At 36.5% G+C, this 19,509-nt stretch carries 23 protein-coding genes; 20 read left to right on the top strand and 3 right to left on the bottom strand.

Going from position 1 to position 19,509, the window contains the following annotated elements; all coding sequences use genetic code 11:
* The first annotated feature begins 21 nt into the window (after positions 1-21).
* On the top strand, positions 22-1,365 hold the full coding sequence (locus tag AB5170_RS13745) for an ATP-grasp domain-containing protein (protein WP_148462066.1): 1,344 nt from the start codon (positions 22-24) through the stop codon (positions 1,363-1,365).
* Between the two features lie 46 nt (positions 1,366-1,411).
* Here AB5170_RS13745 and AB5170_RS13750 read toward each other — a convergent pair whose 3' ends face one another.
* Positions 1,412-2,125 (bottom strand): LytTR family DNA-binding domain-containing protein, encoded by a 714-nt coding sequence (locus tag AB5170_RS13750; protein WP_148462067.1) that lies wholly within the window; start codon positions 2,123-2,125, stop codon positions 1,412-1,414.
* Positions 2,126-2,140: 15 nt separating this feature from the next.
* Complete coding sequence (locus AB5170_RS13755; RefSeq protein WP_148462068.1) at positions 2,141-3,469, bottom strand: GHKL domain-containing protein; 1,329 nt, start codon at positions 3,467-3,469, stop codon at positions 2,141-2,143.
* A gap of 280 nt (positions 3,470-3,749) precedes the next feature.
* Between AB5170_RS13755 and AB5170_RS13760 the strand changes: the two genes are divergently transcribed.
* From AB5170_RS13760 to AB5170_RS13775, 4 genes are all read left to right on the top strand, one after another.
* A complete protein-coding gene (locus AB5170_RS13760; protein ID WP_148462069.1) occupies positions 3,750-4,688 on the top strand; it encodes a hypothetical protein in 939 nt (312 codons plus the stop codon).
* Positions 4,678-5,181, top strand: a complete 504-nt coding sequence (locus AB5170_RS13765) for an RNA polymerase sigma factor (RefSeq protein ID WP_226815539.1) — start codon at positions 4,678-4,680, stop codon at positions 5,179-5,181. Before AB5170_RS13760 ends, AB5170_RS13765 begins: the two co-directional genes overlap by 11 nt.
* Before the next feature lie 131 nt (positions 5,182-5,312).
* Positions 5,313-6,026: a DUF975 family protein gene (locus tag AB5170_RS13770; protein ID WP_117676027.1), complete on the top strand. Its 714-nt coding sequence runs from the start codon at positions 5,313-5,315 to the stop codon at positions 6,024-6,026.
* Complete coding sequence (locus tag AB5170_RS13775; RefSeq protein ID WP_118330790.1) at positions 6,016-7,005, top strand: phosphatase PAP2 family protein; 990 nt, start codon at positions 6,016-6,018, stop codon at positions 7,003-7,005. Before AB5170_RS13770 ends, AB5170_RS13775 begins: the two co-directional genes overlap by 11 nt.
* 28 nt (positions 7,006-7,033) lie before the next feature.
* On the opposite strand, the gene AB5170_RS13780 is transcribed toward AB5170_RS13775, so the two are convergent.
* Entirely contained in the window at positions 7,034-7,219 is a 186-nt protein-coding gene (locus AB5170_RS13780) for a hypothetical protein (RefSeq protein WP_148462071.1), read from the bottom strand.
* A gap of 210 nt (positions 7,220-7,429) precedes the next feature.
* On the opposite strand from AB5170_RS13780, the gene AB5170_RS13785 reads away from it, so the two are divergent.
* The 15 genes from AB5170_RS13785 (at position 7,430) to AB5170_RS13855 (ending at position 19,431) form a co-directional block, all read left to right on the top strand.
* Positions 7,430-7,939 carry a hypothetical protein gene (locus AB5170_RS13785; protein WP_148462072.1) on the top strand — a complete coding sequence of 170 codons (510 nt, stop codon included), beginning with the start codon at positions 7,430-7,432 and terminating at the stop codon, positions 7,937-7,939.
* 9 nt (positions 7,940-7,948) lie between these two features.
* Positions 7,949-9,052, top strand: coding sequence for a cysteine peptidase family C39 domain-containing protein (locus AB5170_RS13790; protein WP_368361793.1), 1,104 nt, complete (start codon positions 7,949-7,951; stop codon positions 9,050-9,052).
* A gap of 68 nt (positions 9,053-9,120) precedes the next feature.
* Positions 9,121-9,852, top strand: a complete 732-nt coding sequence (srtB, locus tag AB5170_RS13795) for a class B sortase (RefSeq protein WP_148462073.1) — start codon at positions 9,121-9,123, stop codon at positions 9,850-9,852.
* 165 nt (positions 9,853-10,017) lie between these two features.
* Complete coding sequence (locus tag AB5170_RS13800; protein ID WP_148462074.1) at positions 10,018-10,482, top strand: hypothetical protein; 465 nt, start codon at positions 10,018-10,020, stop codon at positions 10,480-10,482.
* Between the two features lie 20 nt (positions 10,483-10,502).
* Complete coding sequence (locus AB5170_RS13805; protein WP_148462075.1) at positions 10,503-10,781, top strand: hypothetical protein; 279 nt, start codon at positions 10,503-10,505, stop codon at positions 10,779-10,781.
* Positions 10,782-10,914: 133 nt separating this feature from the next.
* Complete coding sequence (locus AB5170_RS13810; protein ID WP_148462076.1) at positions 10,915-11,478, top strand: RNA polymerase sigma factor; 564 nt, start codon at positions 10,915-10,917, stop codon at positions 11,476-11,478.
* On the top strand, positions 11,468-12,529 hold the full coding sequence (locus tag AB5170_RS13815; RefSeq protein WP_148462077.1) for a DUF4179 domain-containing protein: 1,062 nt from the start codon (positions 11,468-11,470) through the stop codon (positions 12,527-12,529). The genes AB5170_RS13810 and AB5170_RS13815 overlap by 11 nt, the downstream gene beginning before the upstream one ends.
* A gap of 81 nt (positions 12,530-12,610) precedes the next feature.
* Positions 12,611-13,135: a hypothetical protein gene (locus tag AB5170_RS13820; protein WP_148462078.1), complete on the top strand. Its 525-nt coding sequence runs from the start codon at positions 12,611-12,613 to the stop codon at positions 13,133-13,135.
* A gap of 197 nt (positions 13,136-13,332) precedes the next feature.
* Positions 13,333-13,875: a hypothetical protein gene (locus AB5170_RS13825; RefSeq protein ID WP_148462079.1), complete on the top strand. Its 543-nt coding sequence runs from the start codon at positions 13,333-13,335 to the stop codon at positions 13,873-13,875.
* 30 nt (positions 13,876-13,905) lie between these two features.
* Positions 13,906-14,103 carry a helix-turn-helix domain-containing protein gene (locus tag AB5170_RS13830; RefSeq protein ID WP_148462080.1) on the top strand — a complete coding sequence of 66 codons (198 nt, stop codon included), beginning with the start codon at positions 13,906-13,908 and terminating at the stop codon, positions 14,101-14,103.
* 56 nt (positions 14,104-14,159) lie between these two features.
* Positions 14,160-14,336 carry a tyrosine-type recombinase/integrase gene (locus AB5170_RS13835; RefSeq protein ID WP_148462081.1) on the top strand — a complete coding sequence of 59 codons (177 nt, stop codon included), beginning with the start codon at positions 14,160-14,162 and terminating at the stop codon, positions 14,334-14,336.
* A gap of 906 nt (positions 14,337-15,242) precedes the next feature.
* Complete coding sequence (locus AB5170_RS13840) at positions 15,243-15,425, top strand: helix-turn-helix domain-containing protein (RefSeq protein WP_226815537.1); 183 nt, start codon at positions 15,243-15,245, stop codon at positions 15,423-15,425.
* Between the two features lie 171 nt (positions 15,426-15,596).
* Positions 15,597-17,147, top strand: a complete 1,551-nt coding sequence (locus tag AB5170_RS13845) for an AAA family ATPase (protein WP_368365077.1) — start codon at positions 15,597-15,599, stop codon at positions 17,145-17,147.
* Positions 17,147-18,010, top strand: a complete 864-nt coding sequence (locus AB5170_RS13850; RefSeq protein WP_117854339.1) for an HNH endonuclease — start codon at positions 17,147-17,149, stop codon at positions 18,008-18,010. Before AB5170_RS13845 ends, AB5170_RS13850 begins: the two co-directional genes overlap by 1 nt.
* Positions 18,011-18,060: 50 nt before the next feature.
* The gene (locus tag AB5170_RS13855; RefSeq protein ID WP_148462082.1) at positions 18,061-19,431 is read left to right on the top strand and encodes a P-loop NTPase fold protein; all 1,371 of its coding nucleotides are present in this window, start codon (positions 18,061-18,063) and stop codon (positions 19,429-19,431) included.
* Positions 19,432-19,509 lie beyond the last annotated feature (78 nt).

Genomic DNA, 19,509 nt, shown 5'->3' on the forward strand with positions numbered 1-19,509 from the left:
AAATAGGCGGAGGAAGAGATTATGCGTATTGTATTTTATAGTGCGTCAACATCAGCACATTCCAATTCATCAACAAAAACAACCTACCAGCCGTTCCGGGCAGATACCTGGGATGAAATGGACCGGCTTTATCCGGACTGCGAATTTGTTGTAGCAGGACCCCTGAATGGTTCTTACATTTTTGACGTGGCAGATGGGGAAATCTGCAAAAAACCTGAGAAGGTGAAATACGTGCTTTTGGAGAGTGGAATGAGTGCGGAGGATACGGCAGAGCTGATTGCACAGCAGAGACCGGATATTGCTGTAGCAATTGCATCGGGAGCCGTTCCCTTTGACTGGGTACCGATCAAGACCGCTCTCATTGCTGAGGAATTACAGAAAAGAGGAATTGCAACCATTGCCAATAATACGCTGGTGTCAGTGGCAGCATTTGATAAGTGGCGTAGTAATATCATGTTCCGCAGCTTTGTCAAAGCGGCAAAGGGAATCTATATTCACCATGAGCTGTTTCTTGCGGAGAAGAAGAATCCGGGTGTCAGTGTAAATGTATATAAGGAATATGTTTTTTATCGGATTAAGGAAATAAACTTTCCGGTCATTGTGAAGGATACATTAGGTGCAGGGTCAATCGGAGTGGAAATCATGAACTCCTATGAGGAAGTAGAGAGCTTTCTTAATTCCGATCGGAACAATTCAGATATAATGGTGGAAGAACTGATTCAGGGAGAACAGTTCGGAACGGAAATTCATGGTGTAGAGGGACGTTACAGTGTCCTTCCGCCGATCGCCTTTTCTGTAACAAAAGAGGGCATTACAGATCCGTTAAGCTCTGTAAAATTTGGTCCGGTGACGGATCCTTCCTATCATTTTGAAAAGGTACAGGAAGAACTGCTTAATATGGCACAGAGTTTGAAATTTGAAGGAACGGTGCAGGTCGATCTGGTTTACCGGGCAGGAGAATGGTATATTATCGAAATTAATCCAAGATGGTCCGGAATGACAACAACAACGGCTGCCATGGAGGGAAGAAATCCACTATCTATTTTTGTGGACAGTATACTCGGAACTGACAAAAATTACAGTATGAAACGGAACCTGAAATATGCATTGAACTTTAAGATGAAAGCAAGGTCGCAGGAGGATCTGATCCGATTATATGGGAATCCGCATGTGGATTATATTATGCAGCTGGAAACCTCAGTGGCAGGTATGGAGAAGATCAACTATTGCGAGGTTGTTATCAGCACCGATCAGGAAAAAGAAGATATTATGAATATCCTGAATGAACTGGAAGAGGAATTCCCGGGGCTTGTTTCCGATGATGTGAAAGCAAATGCCGGAGAGCTTGTTGCAAAATATCAATGAGAATTCGGCGGTCGATAAAACCGCCGTTTTCTGCTGTTTGGAGAAATTAAAACCATTTTGCAGCGTATTGTTGTAATTGTTCCTGGACATTCCGGTAGCTGTATTTGCTGACCGGGATTATTTCCTGATTATTCAGTGTGATTTCAAAGCGTCTGATTGAACGGACAGCATACAGAGAAACAATGTAGCATCTGTGACATTGCACGAAGATATCTTTCGGCAGAGTTTCACGGACTGCAGAAAGGGATTTATATATCTTCGTGACAGTACCGTCCTGAAGGTGAATCTGCAGTTCTTTATTGATTATTTCAATATAGGTAATATCCCTGATATGAAAGGATACAGTTCTGGACGGAGTGTCGATTATAATGGATTTCGGGATCAGATGTCGGATTGCACGGGTTAGTGCTTCTGCAAGTTTTTGACGGCTGACCGGCTTGAGGATATAACCTACAGGTTCAGCAGAATATGCATCGAATACAAATTTCTCACTGCTGGAAATGAAGATAACGGGAATTTGGTTTTCAGTGTCACGGAGACATTCTGCAAAGCTGATCCCATTGTTTTCACCCAGCATAATATCAAGAATCAGAATGTCACAGCTTTTGGGAGTATTCTGCAATGTATTTTTTAATTCTGAAATAGAAGTATATTTTCGAATCTCGCAGGATTCTCCCATGGATGCTAAAATATCGATGATCATTTCTGATATCTGCGTTAAAAAAATCGGTTCATCATCACAGATGACAATATGGTACATAGTGAAAGCCTCCTATTATTCGTTATTTTCGTCAAGACAAAGCGTTGTTGTTACAGCAAAAAAGCCACCACGTACCTGTACGTTCAGTATACCATTGTATTTTTCGGCGATACCATTGATGATCTTAAGACCGTAACCGTGCCTGTCACTGTTCTTTTTACTGGATTTATATTTTCCATTCGTGATTCTCAAGTTATCCTCATTGCAGGAGTTTTCACATTTAATAAACAGAAAATTTCCCTTTGAATGGAGATTCAGTCGGATGACCCGCTGTCCTTCAGAAACCTTCTGACACCCTTCTACTGCATTTTCCAATATATTTGTCAACATCCGGCACAAATCAATGTCTTCCATGTTGAGTCTTCTGCCAATGATAATACTGTACTCCACTATGGCTTTATAACGGCTGGCACGTTCTGCGAATTCTGAAAGGATGGAATTGACCAGAGCATTGGCTGTGTAGGTGACAAAAGGAAGCTGTTCGGCTTCTTCAGTAAATTTCTGTATATACTGTCTGGCACCTGCATAGTCCTCCTGTTTAAGATAGGAGGACAGGGCATTCATATGATGCCGGATCTCATGGTGTATTTCCAGGATATGTTCATTGTTTTCTGCCTGATTCCGGTAGTTTTCCAGCATGCGCTCGGAAATCCGCTGTTCTTCCTGTTTGCTGCGGATGTATCCCATGACACTGAAGAATACGGCATACACCACGAAAGCAAATACTGCAAACAGTACAAACATAACATGGACAACTATATTATTGGAAAGATTTATTATGCTTGAGAACTGTGCAATGCTGGCAATCAGAATAAACAAAGCAGGGAGGGAGCAGAGAATCTTCCAGATACGTGATTCCAGATCTGCATTGATCATAGTACGGATTCGCTCCATCAGCATGAGAAATGGTTTCGCAAGAACCAGATTTATGATAAGTGTGAGAGCCAGTGCAAAGGGCGGATACATAAAATAATCGGATGGAAACCGGAAAGTACGGTGCAAAAAGGTAACGGTGCTTGTAACAAAGAATCCGTAGCTCATTACAACAAAAAATACAAATAGTTTTTCTGCTATTTTTGCCTGGATGATAAAACAATACAACACTCCGAACAGTAGCAGGGCAATATAAAAAATAACATTCCAGATCAGCTCTTTGTAATCACCGCCGATGTTGAACTGTGCGATAAGAGAAAACGGAATGACCATTACAATAAAAATGGACAGTGCCATAAGCATTGTCTTTTTTGTGCTTAGGCGGAAACGATCCCGGAATGGATACAAACAGAAAAATGCATAAGGAAAAATCTGAAGAGAAAATCCGCAGAAATAACGCAATGCTATCATAAAACCCTCCTGTCATAAAGATAGATAATGGCCAGGTTACCTATTAAAAATAAGTATACCATTGGCAGAGGGCAAAATCAAATCATATGAAGGTCTTTTCACACCATATTTTGACTATTCACGCAAAAATATAGACAAGGAAGTCAAATTCAAATAACATAAATAATATAGATGCAGAAAACTGTCAAAATGAGGAGAGCTTTTGATACGGTATATATGCCCGAAAGTTTGCTTTTACTGGCATCGTAAAGGAAAAAATATAAGAAAAGGAGACTAAAAAATGAAGAAAAGAATGATTATTGTGACGGCACTGATTATGGGAACTCTGGGAGCAGAATGTGTGAGTGTCCAGGCATCGGATACGTTACCTGAACTGACAAAAGACAATGCACTGGAACAGATGATGAAAGCAGGAGAAACAGACAGTCTTGTAAGCAATCATAAAAGCTATGAAGCTACCTGTGAATATATACTGCAGAATACAAAGGTATATGACTATGAAGATTCTGAAGTGATGTATGTAGATATGTATGGTACTACCCAGATGCTCTATAAAGATGGCGAATTAAAATACGGAAAAGAAGGAGATGAGTATCTCTCCTGTCTGTATATTGATGAAGCAGATGGAAATGCAGATGATCTTATAAGCTTTTACACAGATGAAACCATAGAGGAAGAAGTGACGGATCTGAAGGAAGATGGTGATACGATCATTATACAGACAAAGGTACCTGAAGAACTTACGCAGAGCACATTGAATTCTCAGGGAGATGGAGAATCCTACACAGAGGGAGACTGGATTTCTATGGAATATGTGGTTGCTTCGGATGATTACAGACCACTGAAACATACTCAGATTCTGAATCATAGGGACGGCACTTCGGAAGAAGCTTCGAAGATGGAATTCTCCTACGGCGTGGACAGGCCTGAGGATGTAGCAGATCTCTGTGAAAAGTACGAAGAAGCAGAAAAAGCAGAAGGTGATGTACGTAATGTGACAGTTACTGCAGCTCCTGGTACAGAGCAGGAAAAGGATTATACAATCACGGTTCCAGCAGATAATCATGTATGGATCATGCTTCATGACGATAATTCTTATTACATTATGTATACAGATAAGGAGTGTAAAGAACTGTACGAGCCAGAGGAAGATGTGAAAGAAGACACACATCTCTATGCAGAGATTGAGTCTTATGAAGAGGCGGAGGATGAAGTATGAGGAGTTTGAGCGTATTTATCAGGAATATTATCTGAAAATTTTGACATTTATACATAAAAGAGTTCCTGATCTGTATGAAGCGGAAGAACTGACTGGAGATGTATTTCTGTCTTTTTACAGAAATATGGACAGTTATGATGAAGAAAAAGGTAGTATAGCTACCTGGTTGTATGCAATCACAGCAAACCGCCTGAAAAACTATTATAGGGATAAAAAGACTCATTATTCTCTGGAAATCCTGAAGCAGCAGACAATTCCCCGGGAAAAAATGCCGGAAGAGATTGTGGCAAAGATTATGAGAGAAGAGACATTAAGAAAAAGTCTGGAGCAGCTTTCTGACAGAGAACGGGAAATTCTTCTGGGAAGATTTTATTATCAGAAAAGTTCCACAGAGCTTGGCAGGCAGATGAATTTATCACCGGGAAATGTAAGGATGATACAGAAACGTGCTCTGGAGAAGTTGCGAATGATTATGGAAAAACAGGGGGAATAGGCGTTCAGGCTACAGAGACTCTGCCTGAACTGACTGGGGATAATGCATTGTAATAGATTATGAAAGCCGGATGACATATTTCAGATATGAGATATTTGCATATGGGTAGTTTGAAGAGGAGGGAATTGTATATGTGGACAAGGAGAGAATTGAAAGAGTGTGCCAAACAGCTTTTAAAGATAAATTATTGGAAAGCAGTTCTGGCAGGAGTTATATTATCCCTGATTGGAGGTTCAGGAGTGGTCTCGGTAGTAGAAAGGTCTTCTTCCGGAAGTTTTGATGAAGTGATAGGCGCAGTAGAAACTGATGATTTTGGCCTTGTTTTAGGAATTGCACTTGGAATTGTGGCAGTTGCGTTGCTTGTTAACTTTATTATGACGATTTTGATTTGGAATCCTCTGGAGGTGGGATGTAAAAAGCTGTTTATTCAATGTGAATACGGAACAGCGGAGACGAGATGTATCTGGTCGGTGATCAACAGGAGAGATGGAAAGAATGTTGGCTGGATTATGTTTTTGCGGACATTGTTTGTAAGCTTATGGAGTCTTTTGTTTATAATTCCGGGAATTATAAAACAGTATGAGTATATGATGATTCCGTTTTTGTTGGCAGAGAATCCACAGATGAATCGAAAAGAAGCTTTTGAAAAGAGCCGTCAGATGATGAAGGGAAATAAGTGGGCTGCATTTGTATTAGATCTGTCTTTTATAGGATGGAGCCTTCTGGGGATTATAACATTCGGGTTGGTTAATATATTCTTTGCCGGACCATATCAGTATTTAACACAGTCACAGCTTTATTTTCGCCTGAAAGAACAGCAGAAAGAGGAAAGCTATGGATATTGAGTATTTATTGTACCTGCAACAATTTCGCGAAACGGTTGGCAGTATTCTGACACCGCTTATGAATGCAGTAACAAAGCTGTCCGCAGGATTTTTACCTATTGCAATGATGTGTATGATTTACTGGGCATTTGACCGGAAGGCGGGACGAAAAATCCTGGCAGGACTTGGGGGCGGTCTGTTTATCAACGGATTTTTAAAGCTTACTTTCTGTGTCTATCGCCCATGGATACGGGATACACGGATTTTACCCTATGGTGATTCTAAAACAGCAGCTACCGGATATTCATTTCCAAGTGGGCATACAACGCGGGCAACGGCTATGTTCGGTGGAAGTGGACTTTGGTTCATGGAAAAAAAGCACAGTGTCGTTGCAGGTCTGTTGTTTGTGCTGGTATTCCTGACTATGTTTTCACGAAATTATCTGGGAGTACATACTCCGCAGGATGTTCTGGTGGGATTTATATCAACAGCAGTTATGATGTATCTGACCGGGTGGTTGGAATTGTGGAGTGAAAAAGAAAAAAAAAGAGACCTCATGATTCTTGTGGCAGGGCTTTTGATCTGTATTGCTGCTGTGCTGTACTATGAATACAAACCATATCCACTTGATTATCTGCCGGATGGATCACTTCTGGTTGATCCTGCTAAAATGCGGGGAGATGCATATGAAGGAGTCGGATTTATTGCATCCTTTGTCATCTGCAGGATACTGGAAAAAAGACAATTAGATTTTGACAGAATTTCGCAAAAGCTAAGGTTGTTTATCAGTATTTTTGCATTAATTCCTTTGTACTGGTGGATAAATACAGGGTGCCCATATATAATAGAAGAAATAAGCCGAAGCCTTGGCAAGTTCCTCAGATTTGGGCTTGGAATCATATATATCATGGTGCTGGTGCCAGGAACGGTGGTACTGGCAGGAACTCTGACTAATCGTGGAAGTGATAAGGTGACCAGAGAAAAACAGGGGCAGCCCTAAGGCTGCCCGGAAGGATTGATATAGTTATTTACGAATAGGACTTCAACGCTTTTTGAATTTCCTCCATATTCATGCCTCGTTTTAACATATTGTTTATCCTCATCTGCTCCCTATATCTGGGATCATCCATAGTAGGACGGCCAAAACCACCGGCAACATTTTCTAATTCTTCTTCAGATAATTCGTTTGTAATGTTCTGTTTGATTTCGCTCATAATAGTTCTCCTTTCCTGTAAGAATTCGAATGCTTCCTATCTGTTTATAAACATCAGAAGAGAATTTGTCACATTATATGAAGAAAAAATTATTTTTATCTAGAGATCTTTGATGCAAAGCGTCAGAGACCAGATACAATAAACAAATGATAAAAATACAGCATCAGTCAGATGATATGATAAACAAATTGCATACTGGAGGATGGAAAAGTGGATAAACAGAATATATTTAGAAGGGAAAGTCTTGATCGTGTTGAATCTCCGGAACAATTAGATGCATATATTAAGGTGTCTCATCCGAAGGTTTGGTTAATTATGGCGGCACTTCTGGTGGCAGTAATATCTGTGATTGTATGGAGCGTTGTAGGAAGTCTTCCACAGACGATGACAGTGAAAGGAGTTACTGTTGGAGGTAATGTGATTAACTGCTATGAATGTGTAGAAAATGCCAACACAAACCTGATAGGATGTAAGGCAAATATTACACTGCCTGATGGAAGAAACATCAGTGGCAAAGTGGAAGCAGTGAGTCAGAATCCTTATTCACAGGAAGAAATTCGTGCTGAAATATCAGAAGACTGGTTTGCGGATAATGTGCTTGATGGAAACTATTCTTATGAAGTTCGGGTTATAGCTGAAGAAGACATTACCCCAAATATGCTGGCAACAGTTATCATTACAACAGCCGAAATGAAACCAATTCAATTTATTTTGGATTAGGAGCGTGCTATGAAAAAGAGAAAAAAAAGAATTACAGTTCCGGTTATTATGCAGATGGAAGCCCTGGAATGTGGTGCAGCAAGTCTTGCTATGATTCTTGCGTATCATGGCAAGTGGTTACCGCTTGAACAAGTTCGTAGTGATTGTGGAGTATCAAGAGATGGAAGCAAAGCTTCCAGTATTGCAAAAGCTGGAAGAAGTTATGGGCTGGAGGTAAAAGCGCATCGATATGGGGTAGACGAAGTAAAAGAGAATGTTACTTATCCTGCAATTATTCATTGGAACTTTAATCATTTTGTTGTGTTATGCAGTTTTACCAAAAATGCAGCTGTAATTAATGATCCTGCACGTGGAACAATCAAGGTAACAATGGAAGAATTTGATCATTCTTTTACAGGAGTATGTATTGAGTTCACACCAGGAGAAAACTTTGAGAAGGGTGGAAAGCCGGAAAGTGTATTTAAGTTTTTGAAGGATAGACTGGCCAATACAACGGCTTCTGTGATTTTTGTAATGATTACGGCAGCCCTTGTTGCTTTTGTAGGCTTGGTTACTCCCGTGTTTGCCAGAATATTTACGGATCAGATTTTGCCCGGACATAATATGCATTGGCTTGAAATGCTTCTGGTGGCAATGCTTTTCACTGCTATATTCCGAATGATTGTTGGTTTTCTTAATGAGATATATCTTTACAGAATTAAAGGAAAGCTTGCTATTGTATCAAATGCCTCATTTATGTGGCATATGCTTCATCTGCCCATGGATTTTTATGCACAACGAATGGTGGGAGACCTTGCTGGCAGACAAAAACTGAATGATCAGATTGCAGAGACTTTGATCGCAAAGTATGTTTTGGTAGAGACCAAGGCACCGGAAGGCTATGTAAGAAGCGAAAAAGAGGAATCCGTAATCTTTGCGTATGAGGATGGAAACACCAAGGAGATTGAGATTACCAAAGAGCTTACCAATGAACGGATTCCAACAGGCGGCTATTCCAACAGTCCAAAGACTGAGGATGATACCAATATCTGGCTGCCGTTCTTCTTACTGCTCCTGTCAGTAGGAGGAATTGCTGGAATCATCTGGTATACCAAACGGAAAAATCACGATTGAGAAAAACTGGGCTGTCACTTCGGTGGCGGTCCTTTTTTCTTGCAGAAAAATAAGAAACGGAGGATGTTATGAAGCAGATTAAAGAGATTCTGATTGCATCGGTCAGTCTTTTTTTGTTAGGATTTGGAATCTGCATGGCAGTCAGTACCTTTTTTATGTACCGGGAGGGCGAACAAGAATACGAGACCCTACGGGAATATGTAAAAGAGGAAGAAAGAAAAGAGAATGAAAGTGAGGTGCAAGCTCCGACACCGGCAAATAAGACGACCGTTGATTTTCAAGCCTTAAAGAAAATTAATTCGGACATCATTGCCTGGATTCGGATTCCGGATACAAAAATCGATTATCCGGTGGTACAAGGAAAAGACAATGCCTACTATTTAAAGCACACGTTTCAAAAGACGGAGCATGCAGCAGGAAGCATTTTTCTGGATATGGATAATGAAGCTGATTTTTCCAACCGGAAGAGCATCCTGTACGGACACAATATGAAAGATGGCAGTATGTTCCAAGGACTGCACCGCTTTCAAGAGGAATCATATTTAAAAGAACATAATCAGGTATATTTATATCTTCCAGATAATAGAGAACTGGTATATACGGTAACGAAATGTGGATATGTAAAAGCGGATAGTGATACTTTCTGGCTGGGAGAGCCAGTGGAAACGTCACAGCTTCTATTGTCTACCTGTGGTGCTGATTCGTCCAAAAGGCTGGTGGTATGGTGTGAACTGCCGCAGGAGGAAGAAGAAATGACGGAAGAAAACATAAAAGATATTGAAATATTGGATTTTGATTAGTGCGAAATGAATCAGATGTAATAGATGAATAATATTAATTCCTTTATGCGACGGAAAACAAATTTTTGCGTGATATATAGTAAGAAACAAAAATGAAATAATGCAGGAAGGGGGATAGCAACACTGAGTATTTAAAATGCCAAAAAGAAAAGGAGTTGGAAGGTTATGAATGGATTAAAAAAATGGATGGTAGTATTAATGACAGGTGTTACACTTATGGGAAATGTAATTGGAATGGGTACGACAGTTATAGCTTCTAAAAATGAAACGCAGGAATCTTTATCCGGTGTGGATGTTTATATGCCAGAAAATGGTTCTTTGGAAAGAGTAATTAGAGTTTATGAAGATGGTTCTTTTGTAACAGAGCCAATTAATGATATCAGAACGTACGCAACGAATACTCCTTGTGAACATCCAGCGAGATATTTGGAAGCACGCGGTAAAAAAACAGATTTTCAGACTGTGGGAACAGCGGGAATATGTTATAAAGAACGATTGATCATATCAAACAAATGTAAAAAATGTAATCGTATAGGAATAAAAACGTACAGCCCATGGTCTTATTGTAGCAAGCATTCTTATCCTGCATTAAAAAAGACCTGTAAAATATGTGGATACACGAAAAAATAGTAATTTGGGGGAATATCAAAATGAAACGAAAAAAAATATGGATAAGTGTAATTGCCAGTATGCTGATTGGAACTGTTTCCGTAGCTGCCAGTTCTGGTATTGAGTTACATGAATTTTTCAATGAAAAAGGTGAAAAAGTAATTTATCCATGGGAATCAATAGAAAATCCAGATCTGAATTATGACGGTCCTCAGGATCAAGTGTATGTTGGACAGATTATTCAGACGGAAGATGGACCGGAAAAAGTAATTGCTGTTGATGAACAGGGAAGTTATGTAACAGAAGTACTGGAGCAATAAAAAAACGGGCAGGAAAAGAAAGCATGATATGTTTTCTTTTTCTGCTGACAAAAAAATAATAAATTATTTCTATTTTTTATGCGACCAATTATAATAAAAACGTCATATAAAGTAGAAGGAGAAAATTAAAAAAATGGATGATGTACAGATCATAAATTTATATTTTGCAAGAGATGAAAATGCCATTGCTGAAACAAAAAATAAGTATGAAAACATGTGTTATTCCGTTGCCCATAATATTTTATATAACCGGGAAGATTCTGAAGAATGCGTAAATGATACCTGGTTTTTTACTTGGAACAGCATCCCACCCAAAAGACCATCCATTTTAGCTTCTTTTGTATCTAAAATAACAAGGAATACCGCAATTGATCGATACCGTAAGAAGAATGCGCAGAAGCGGACGGATTCTCATATGGAGGACATAGCTGGTGAAGTTGAAAAAATAGGGAACATAATTGCCTCGGATATTGAAACGTATTTAAGAAAAAAAGAAATCATAGATATTTTTGATGCTTTTTTAGGTACACTTTCAGAACGTGACCGGGATATTTTTGTAAGGCGATACTGGTACATGGATTCTATCAAAAGGATAGCGGATAGACACAACTGTGGGGAAAGCAGGATTAAGTCAATTTTAGCCCGTAGTAGAAAGAAACTTTATTATTTATTGACGGAGGCTGGGTATGCAGAATAATAAAGGCTGGGATTTTTTAACAACATTTGCAGACATTAATGATAATTATATATACCAGGCTTCAAAACCATGGAAAGAAAATAAAATAAAAACATTTAAGATGCCATTAAAAAAAGTAATTGCATGTGCAGTAATCGTAATGATTGTCGGATTGGGACTGACACATCAGAATGAAGTAAAAGCAGCCTGGGAGAAAATGACTTCTCTAATTGGACAGATTCTGGGAATCTCTGAAGATACTGGAGAATATATAAAACAGATTCAAAATAAAATCACAAAGAATGGAGTTAAGGTTTCTTTAGAAGAAGTAGCAGTGGATGATGAGAATTTATGGATAGCATATTCCATGACAGATGAAAATGGAAATAATGACGTATCTATGAGCAGCATTGAAGCCAGTGTTGATGGAGTCAAATTAGAATTGGAAAGACAATATTCTAATTATAATAATACCGACTCCAAATCAAAAGATTATGTAGCAAGATTTTCTCTAAAGGCATCTTCAGCTAAACAAAATTTTGAAATTACAATCGGTAATTTTAATACAAAAGGGGACCAGCTTTACATAAAAGATAAATATAATTTTTCTTTTACTGCTGATCCAAAAATACTTGAAAGAGATACAAAAGAAGTATTCATTGACCAATTTATACAATTGGACGAAAAGCAAACTGTAACTATTTCAAAAGCAAAATACAATCTCTTCAGCTGTACTCTTTATGGAACACTTCCAGATATGAATGAAAATACTGAACTATGGATTCGTGGAAAAGATGATGTGGGAAATGAAATTTCATTTAATCTCATTTCTTACCGAAATCCAGAACTGATATTTGAATTAGCAGAGCCTGGAAGTGCGAGGAATGCAAAAAAATTGACACTACAGTTATATCAGTACACAGAGAATGAAGAAAGTAATATTTTATATAAAAAAGAAGATTATGGCGATTTTTATGCAGAGGAAATAGGAAAAGAATACAATGAAAATCAGTCACCAGAAGAATTAGCTGTTCCTGTAGGAAATGAATTTACAGTAGATTTACAAAATTGAATTAGAAAAATGAGAGCAACAAGAAGGGAGGAAATAAGTAATTACCTAATTTACATAAAAAAAGAAAAGGAGATATTTACGATGAGAAAAGTAAAAAGAATTAAGAATGTATTGTGTGTATTGCTTGCAACAATTATATCTTTGGTTAGTATGACAACTGTTAAAGCAGATGGAGAAGTTGCTCCATATGAGGATATGGAAAATGCAACATTGCTTCAAAAAGAATGTTATGATCTGGATGAAGACACAATGATTGAAATTACAACTTATGAAAAAAGTATTCCTTCATTTGCAAGATCTTCATGGAAAACTAAAACTGGAACAAGAACATATAGAATTATAAATAAAAAATCTAATACTGTATTTGTACGTTATATTTTAAAGGGTACGTTTAAATACAATGGAAAAAGTGCACAGTGCACAGATGCAACTACCGAATGCAAAGTATTTGTTCCAAATGTATACAATGTAATTACAAATAGAGCTGAAAAAGCAGGTAATACTGTACTGGGATATTTTTATTGTACGCATGTGAAAACAGGAAAAGGAATGGGTGGCACTTTTTCAATAAAATGTGCCGCTAATGGAACATTAACAATTAACTGACTTTTAAGTATGAATGAATATATAAAAAAGCTCTACTCATATACCGAGTGGAGTTTTTTTCTATTATTGCGCTGTTGCAGAATTACGGCATTTTTCAATAAATAATATCTACAGATATATGGAAAATCATAGCTTTCGGTATATTGTGAACTGAGAGAGAAACAACGGAAGCGGCAACCTACTACGCAGACAGACAAGTGGTGTCTGTAAAAGAAGTTCCTCAAATAGGAGATCGAATCTATACAGATTTCCGTGAGTGCTGCGAGGACCAGAAAGTTTCATATCGCTGGGTATGCAATAAGATGCTGCAGGAAGGCGTTTCTGTCCAAGACGCTGTCAGATATTATAAAAGAAAACAAGAAAAGAAGCTGCAAAAGGCTCAAAAGCAAGTTCCTGTCAAAGGCAAAATGCTTGAACCACAGCCTGTTAATGTTCTGGGAAAGAAATATGAATCAAAAGAACGCTGTTATAAAGGTTTGGGAATAACCAAAAAGTCGGTTCAAAATCATATGAAGAAAACATCCTGTATGTTTGAAGAAGCTGTCGTATATTGCTATGAGAAAAAGCTGGAAAAACAATTTGAATTTCGCAGAGAAATCTATAAAAGCTACAATGCCTGCTGCACTGCGTATAATCTTGCACAGGAATATGTTGCGATAAAAGCAAAGCGGGAAAAAATCACAAGACAGGAAGCTATGGAAAAACTATTAGCACAACGAGAGTCTGAAAAAACCATATAAACAGAACACAATTTCGAAAGGAGAACAGTTATGTTGAAAAGTAGAGGCGGACGAGAAGAAAATGAGAAACTTCTTCTTTCAGTAAAAGAAACTTGCGGACTTACCGGATTGTCTGAAAGGATAGTGCGAACTTTAATGGCAGAAAATGATTTTACCGTTCGGATTGGGCGAAGAACCCTTGTTCATAAGAAAAAATTTGAGAAATGGTTGGAAAAACAGGAGACTTGAATATTTTTCTGGAACGTGTTAATATTCTGATGTACTTGTGATCTGGTCGGGAAAGGATGAAAACCAGATATTATGAGGTGTTTTATATTATTTTAAACACTGGGATGCGTATTGGAGAACTGGCAGCTCTTATGTGGGAAGACATTGATTTTCATGCACACCGAATCCGCATTTACAAAACACTTAATAAAACTACGATATTTTATGATGATAGTAAGAGAAGAATAAGATGAATACAAATGAAACAAAAAATGAAAATACCGTGCAGAAACCGTGCAGTAACACTTCCAAAAGCGGCGCAAATGTAGATAAATCAAGGGGTTCTGGCAAAAGAATGAACATGTCGCCCATACTTGACCGGTGTTTTGTATAATTGATGGAAAAGATTAAAAACACTTGATTTTGCGGTATTTTTTGATTACTCGGAGACTTTTAAGAGTGGCACAAAATAGTAGTAAATAGCATGGTTTATTCTCAAAAACAGTGTAGTGTTCAGTGCAGTAAAACAACCTAGAAAAAATTTTTTAACACCAGATCTTGAGTACAGTTTGGTTATAAGAACATGAGAAGTGGGCCGGATTTTACATTTATTTATGTAAAGTTCGGTCCTTTTTGGACGCTAAAATAGAAAAATATTATTGTTACAGTTGCAACTTTAGAGTATAATAACAATATAGTCGAAGAACAGATTTGATATACTGTAGAAAGGGAGAATACCGTTGAACACAGAGATTAAAAATTCAATTCTTACGACAGATAAAGACGCACAATATGATGAAAGTGCGAAAAGGTTACTTGGTCAGAAAAGCATCCTGGACAAGCTATAACGATATTAAATGCGTTTATTCTATTTGGGTTTGTATGAATATGACTGAAAATAGTCTGAAACATATTCATCTAGTAAAAGAAAGCATTGTGAATTTACATGCCTGGAAGGGAAAACTTGATTTGATCAATATTGTAATGATTGGTCTATCGGAAGATATTCCTATTCATGAAGAAAAATATGAGTTACATAAATTACTGGGAGCTCTGTTGTCTCAGATCTATCTGTAGATGAAAAACTGGATATTATAGAAAATGAATATAAGATTCCGATTGAAAAAGATTTCAGAGAGGATGTGAGTGCCATATGTAATTTGAGTCAGAAAATTAAAGAAGCTGGAATTGAAATTGGTAAACGAGAAATGATTATGAAAATGTGCGATAAAGGCTATACAATCGCTCAGATTGCTGATGTTGCAGGAATGGATGAAAAACAGATTGAAGATACTATAAAAATGCTGAATTGCTATCAGTATAAAAGATTAAACATGATCTAAGCAAACAAATTATATTTTACAGAGTAGGAGCCTGGCGGGATGTTACAGTGAGCATCTCGCCACTTTATTTATTTGACATGGTTTGGCGAAATATCAGAAAATTCTGCGAGTAGAAGAAAATTAGTTAGAATTTATTACAAAATAATAGTGGGGAGTGAATAAAGAACACATATGAAGTTTAACATTGTAAGTAGAAATTGTGTGATGACCAATTCAGAAATCGTTTATTTGACAAATGATAATTGGAATGATTATTTTGAATATCGAACTATGTACCAAATGTATTATAAAAATCAACATATTGGTGGAGTACGAATTGGTAGAATTGGACAAACAGAAGATCGCCCAGATATTCCAGACGAATTTGAAACATTACCTACAGATTATTTTTCACTTGGTGTAAGTTTGGAATATTATAAAAATCTTAAAAGAGAAGGAATTCCACGTGTAGAAATTCTAATAGCATTGCATGATATAGCGTATGATTTGAAGTTATTGGAGACTGTTCGCGAGGAACGCGTTACTCAGCGTTCTCTTATGAGAGACTTTTCATATTATGCAGTCAAAGAACAGTTTCATAGAATTGCGGATGGTGGCGCTGTCCTGACAGATTATGATTTTAAATACATTTTGCCTGATAAAGACATTACTACTGGCGAAAATTTAGAGCTAGATTTTTATGTGGAGGGAGAGAATAATACCCCACCAAGTAATATTTATGTCCTTATAGGAAAAAATGGAATAGGGAAAACTACAATTATAAAAAAAATGCTTAAAACTTTATTATGTAATAATGATTTGCATACATATGGAGAATTCATTACTGGCTGGGGAGGAAACTTTTCAAATATTGTTAATATTTCTTTTAGTATGTTTGATGATCCCATTACTGAAGTTGATGTCTTTGACAAAATGATATTTTATAAGTATATTGGATTGATAGATGTACGTTATGAAAATGATACTCGGAAGCGAAATGTAAAATATGATCAATTGCCAGATATGTTTTTTGAAAGCTACTGGAATGTGATTAAAAGCATTACCAAAAATGAATTATGGAAACGCTCTGTTAAAATCCTAGAAACAGATTCGACGTTTAAAGAATTAGATATAGGATCTTGGATATCTCAAGAAAAAAGTAAGTTAGAGAAAATGATACTTGCAACAGAAAAGTCAATAGAAGAAAAAAATAATATTGAAAAGAATTTCTTTCGCGAAATTATTAATAATCAGTTTTCAAAGTTGAGTTCAGGACATAAAATTATTTTGTTAACGGTTGTAAATTTGGTTAATTTTGTAGAAGAAAAAACACTTGTAATCATGGATGAACCAGAAGAGCATTTACATCCACCGCTTGTATCAGCTTTTATTCGGGCATTATCAGAGTTAATGAGTTACAGAAATGGAGTTGCTATTATTGCAACCCATTCTCCTGTTATTGTGCAGGAAGTGCCTAGAAGATGCGTATGGAAAATTAGGGGACATGGGAAGTATCGAAAATTTGAACATCCAGAAATTGAAACTTTTGGAGAAAATCTGGGGGAAATAACTACAGAGATTTTTGGCTATGATGTTGGAAGCACTGGATTTCATACAATTCTAAAGAATGTTGCTGATAGGAAAAACTCATATGAAAAAGCTCTCAACGAGTTTCAAGGAGAACTTGGAAAAGAAGCCAAATCAATACTTCGAGCGTATATGTATGATAAGGAAAACACTTAATGAAAAAGTTAGAAAAGCCACAGTTTGATATGGAAACGATTATAGATAATTGTTTGGTTCATATGCAAAATCCTCGAAAAAAGAGAATCACATTAGTTAAGGAAAAAATAAAGAAAAAAACAGAAGAATATGATGAATTAGCTCAGCATGGACAATTGCATATAATACCTGAGCATGACACAATTGACAATATTGCAACTAAAGAAGATATGGAAGCTCTATATACGCAAAGATTTGTTCCGAAAAATCAACCGAATAGAGCATTTTATGATAAAATCTTAGCTTTGGCACCCTATGGAAAATGTCCTTATTGTCAACAAAATTTAGTAAAAACAGTGGATCATTTTTTGCCAAAATCAAAGTATGTTGCTTACACTGTTACACCTTATAATCTTATTCCAGCTTGTTCAGATTGTAATACTGGAAAGTTAGATTCAACATTTCATAATCGTGTAGAAGAGCCATTTCATCCATATTATGATAATTTTGATGACTGTGTGTGGCTGAAGGCAAAACTTATAGAAATGGAACCGGTTTCATTTCAATTTTATGCAGATCCACCAATTGATATATCTGAAGAGAAAAGACAGCGAATAAGTCATTCGTTTTCTGAACAAGGATTTTGCTTGAATAATATATATAAATTGCATGCAGCAGAAGAGTATTGCAGTCGGGAAACAAGATTAAAAGAATGTTTTCAAAAAGGAAAAAAGGAACTAGCTGTTGAAGTTTTACAAGATTTGATTAAAGATGAAAAATCCATTTCACTTAATTCATGGAAAACTGCGTTATATCAATCAATTATTGATAGTGAGTGGTACTGGAATGAATATTTGCCAGAAATATGTAAAGGAAAGGACTAATTTCAGCTATTTGTAAGGGAAGAAATAAAATTCAGATGAGGAAAGATAAAATGGAAAATTTTGAGATACTGCCAACAGAGGAAAATTTAATAAAAACATTGGAAGCGGATCTGCTGGGGCGAAATCAGCAATTATCATATTTTTATAATCTGTTGCTTGCGCAGAAGGGAGCAAGTACTATTGCGGTAGATGGAAAATGGGGAAGCGGAAAAACATTTTTTATAAAACAATCTACGATGGTGATTAATGCAAAAAAACCTGTAAGTATAATTGAAAAAGAAAAAAGAGAGAAGATACTATCAAAATTATTCTTGACTGAAAGTGATAATTATGATGATTGTAATCTTGCTATATATTATGATGCATGGGAAAATGATAATGATACAGATCCTATTGTGTCACTTGTATATGAAATCGCGAAGCAGTTGGGGATGACCTATACATTTGATCCTGATACAGATTTTTTTAAATTGGGCGGTGCAGTTTTAGATGTTTTTAGTGGAAAAAATCTTAAGGGAATTATAGAAAATTTGAAGAGCGATAATCCACTCTCAAAATTCAAAGAACAAAAGGCGTTAGAAGAAAAATTGAAAGATTTTTTTTCAGAAGCATTGAATGAGCGTGGAAATCGATTAGTAGTTTTTATTGATGAATTGGATAGATGTAAACCCAGTTTTACAGTTCGATTATTAGAACAAATAAAACATTACATGCACGATGAGAGAATTACATACGTATTATCAATTAACACAGAGGAATTGCAGCATACAATAAAAAATTATTATGGAGATTCATTTGATGCGTGTAGATATTTAGATCGATTCTTTTATTTAAGAATTAACTTGCCTCCGGTTGACAAAAAGAAATTTTACATGAATATAGAGTTAAATGGAAGGTACTATTTAGAAATAATTTCTAGACGTATTATTGATGTTTATAATATGCAATTAAGAGAAATAACTCGTTTTTATCGGCAGGTACGAACTGCGGCCTATGTTCCTACACATGATGATGAAAAATGGAATTGTATATTTCCAGATGGAGAAGCTAGACAATTTATGTTATCTTGTATAGTTCCAATTATTATAGGATTGAAAATGGTAGATATATCAATGTATGAACAGTTTATTTCTGGAAAAAGTGGAAAACCTATGGTTGATATATTAAACACTAAAGAATTTAGTACTGGACTACTTTGTCGTTTCTTAAAAGAGGATGAATCTTTTTCTCAAATAGAAAAAAAGAAATTGATTACACCTGAAGAAAAAATTCTTGAGATTTATAATGCTATATTTGTAAATAAATATTCTGGCAATGATTACCAAAAAACAATAGGTAAATGTGAATTTGATGCTGATTCAAGAAAATTTGTTCTGGTGGCAGCAAGTATGTTATCTCAATATGCGAATTACGAAATATAAAGGTATAAGTATCAGATAAATTATGTGTAGACCAGAGGGGCTAATCAATTAATGATTAGCCTCCTGCTCGGTGTCGAT

Source organism: Ruminococcus sp. RTP21484sp1_RTP21281st1_A8_RTP21281_210402, assembly GCF_040914025.1.
Taxonomy (GTDB): Bacteria; Bacillota; Clostridia; order Lachnospirales; family Lachnospiraceae; genus Blautia_A; species Blautia_A faecis.

Coding starts and splice junctions, on each gene's coding strand:
- AB5170_RS13850 (WP_117854339.1), top strand. CDS start 17,147: ATGAAAAAGTTAGAAAAGCCACAGTTTGATATGGAAACGATTATAGAT.
- AB5170_RS13820 (WP_148462078.1), top strand. CDS start 12,611: ATGAGAAAAGTAAAAAGAATTAAGAATGTATTGTGTGTATTGCTTGCA.
- AB5170_RS13805 (WP_148462075.1), top strand. CDS start 10,503: ATGAAACGAAAAAAAATATGGATAAGTGTAATTGCCAGTATGCTGATT.
- AB5170_RS13780 (WP_148462071.1), bottom strand. CDS start 7,219: ATGAGCGAAATCAAACAGAACATTACAAACGAATTATCTGAAGAAGAA.
- AB5170_RS13845 (WP_368365077.1), top strand. CDS start 15,597: ATGAAGTTTAACATTGTAAGTAGAAATTGTGTGATGACCAATTCAGAA.
- AB5170_RS13745 (WP_148462066.1), top strand. CDS start 22: ATGCGTATTGTATTTTATAGTGCGTCAACATCAGCACATTCCAATTCA.
- AB5170_RS13800 (WP_148462074.1), top strand. CDS start 10,018: ATGAATGGATTAAAAAAATGGATGGTAGTATTAATGACAGGTGTTACA.
- AB5170_RS13810 (WP_148462076.1), top strand. CDS start 10,915: ATGGATGATGTACAGATCATAAATTTATATTTTGCAAGAGATGAAAAT.
- AB5170_RS13750 (WP_148462067.1), bottom strand. CDS start 2,125: ATGTACCATATTGTCATCTGTGATGATGAACCGATTTTTTTAACGCAG.
- AB5170_RS13755 (WP_148462068.1), bottom strand. CDS start 3,469: ATGATAGCATTGCGTTATTTCTGCGGATTTTCTCTTCAGATTTTTCCT.
- AB5170_RS13770 (WP_117676027.1), top strand. CDS start 5,313: ATGTGGACAAGGAGAGAATTGAAAGAGTGTGCCAAACAGCTTTTAAAG.
- AB5170_RS13855 (WP_148462082.1), top strand. CDS start 18,061: ATGGAAAATTTTGAGATACTGCCAACAGAGGAAAATTTAATAAAAACA.
- srtB (WP_148462073.1), top strand. CDS start 9,121: ATGAAGCAGATTAAAGAGATTCTGATTGCATCGGTCAGTCTTTTTTTG.
- AB5170_RS13835 (WP_148462081.1), top strand. CDS start 14,160: ATGAAAACCAGATATTATGAGGTGTTTTATATTATTTTAAACACTGGG.
- AB5170_RS13760 (WP_148462069.1), top strand. CDS start 3,750: ATGAAGAAAAGAATGATTATTGTGACGGCACTGATTATGGGAACTCTG.
- AB5170_RS13790 (WP_368361793.1), top strand. CDS start 7,949: ATGAAAAAGAGAAAAAAAAGAATTACAGTTCCGGTTATTATGCAGATG.
- AB5170_RS13765 (WP_226815539.1), top strand. CDS start 4,678: ATGAAGTATGAGGAGTTTGAGCGTATTTATCAGGAATATTATCTGAAA.
- AB5170_RS13830 (WP_148462080.1), top strand. CDS start 13,906: ATGTTGAAAAGTAGAGGCGGACGAGAAGAAAATGAGAAACTTCTTCTT.
- AB5170_RS13815 (WP_148462077.1), top strand. CDS start 11,468: ATGCAGAATAATAAAGGCTGGGATTTTTTAACAACATTTGCAGACATT.
- AB5170_RS13775 (WP_118330790.1), top strand. CDS start 6,016: ATGGATATTGAGTATTTATTGTACCTGCAACAATTTCGCGAAACGGTT.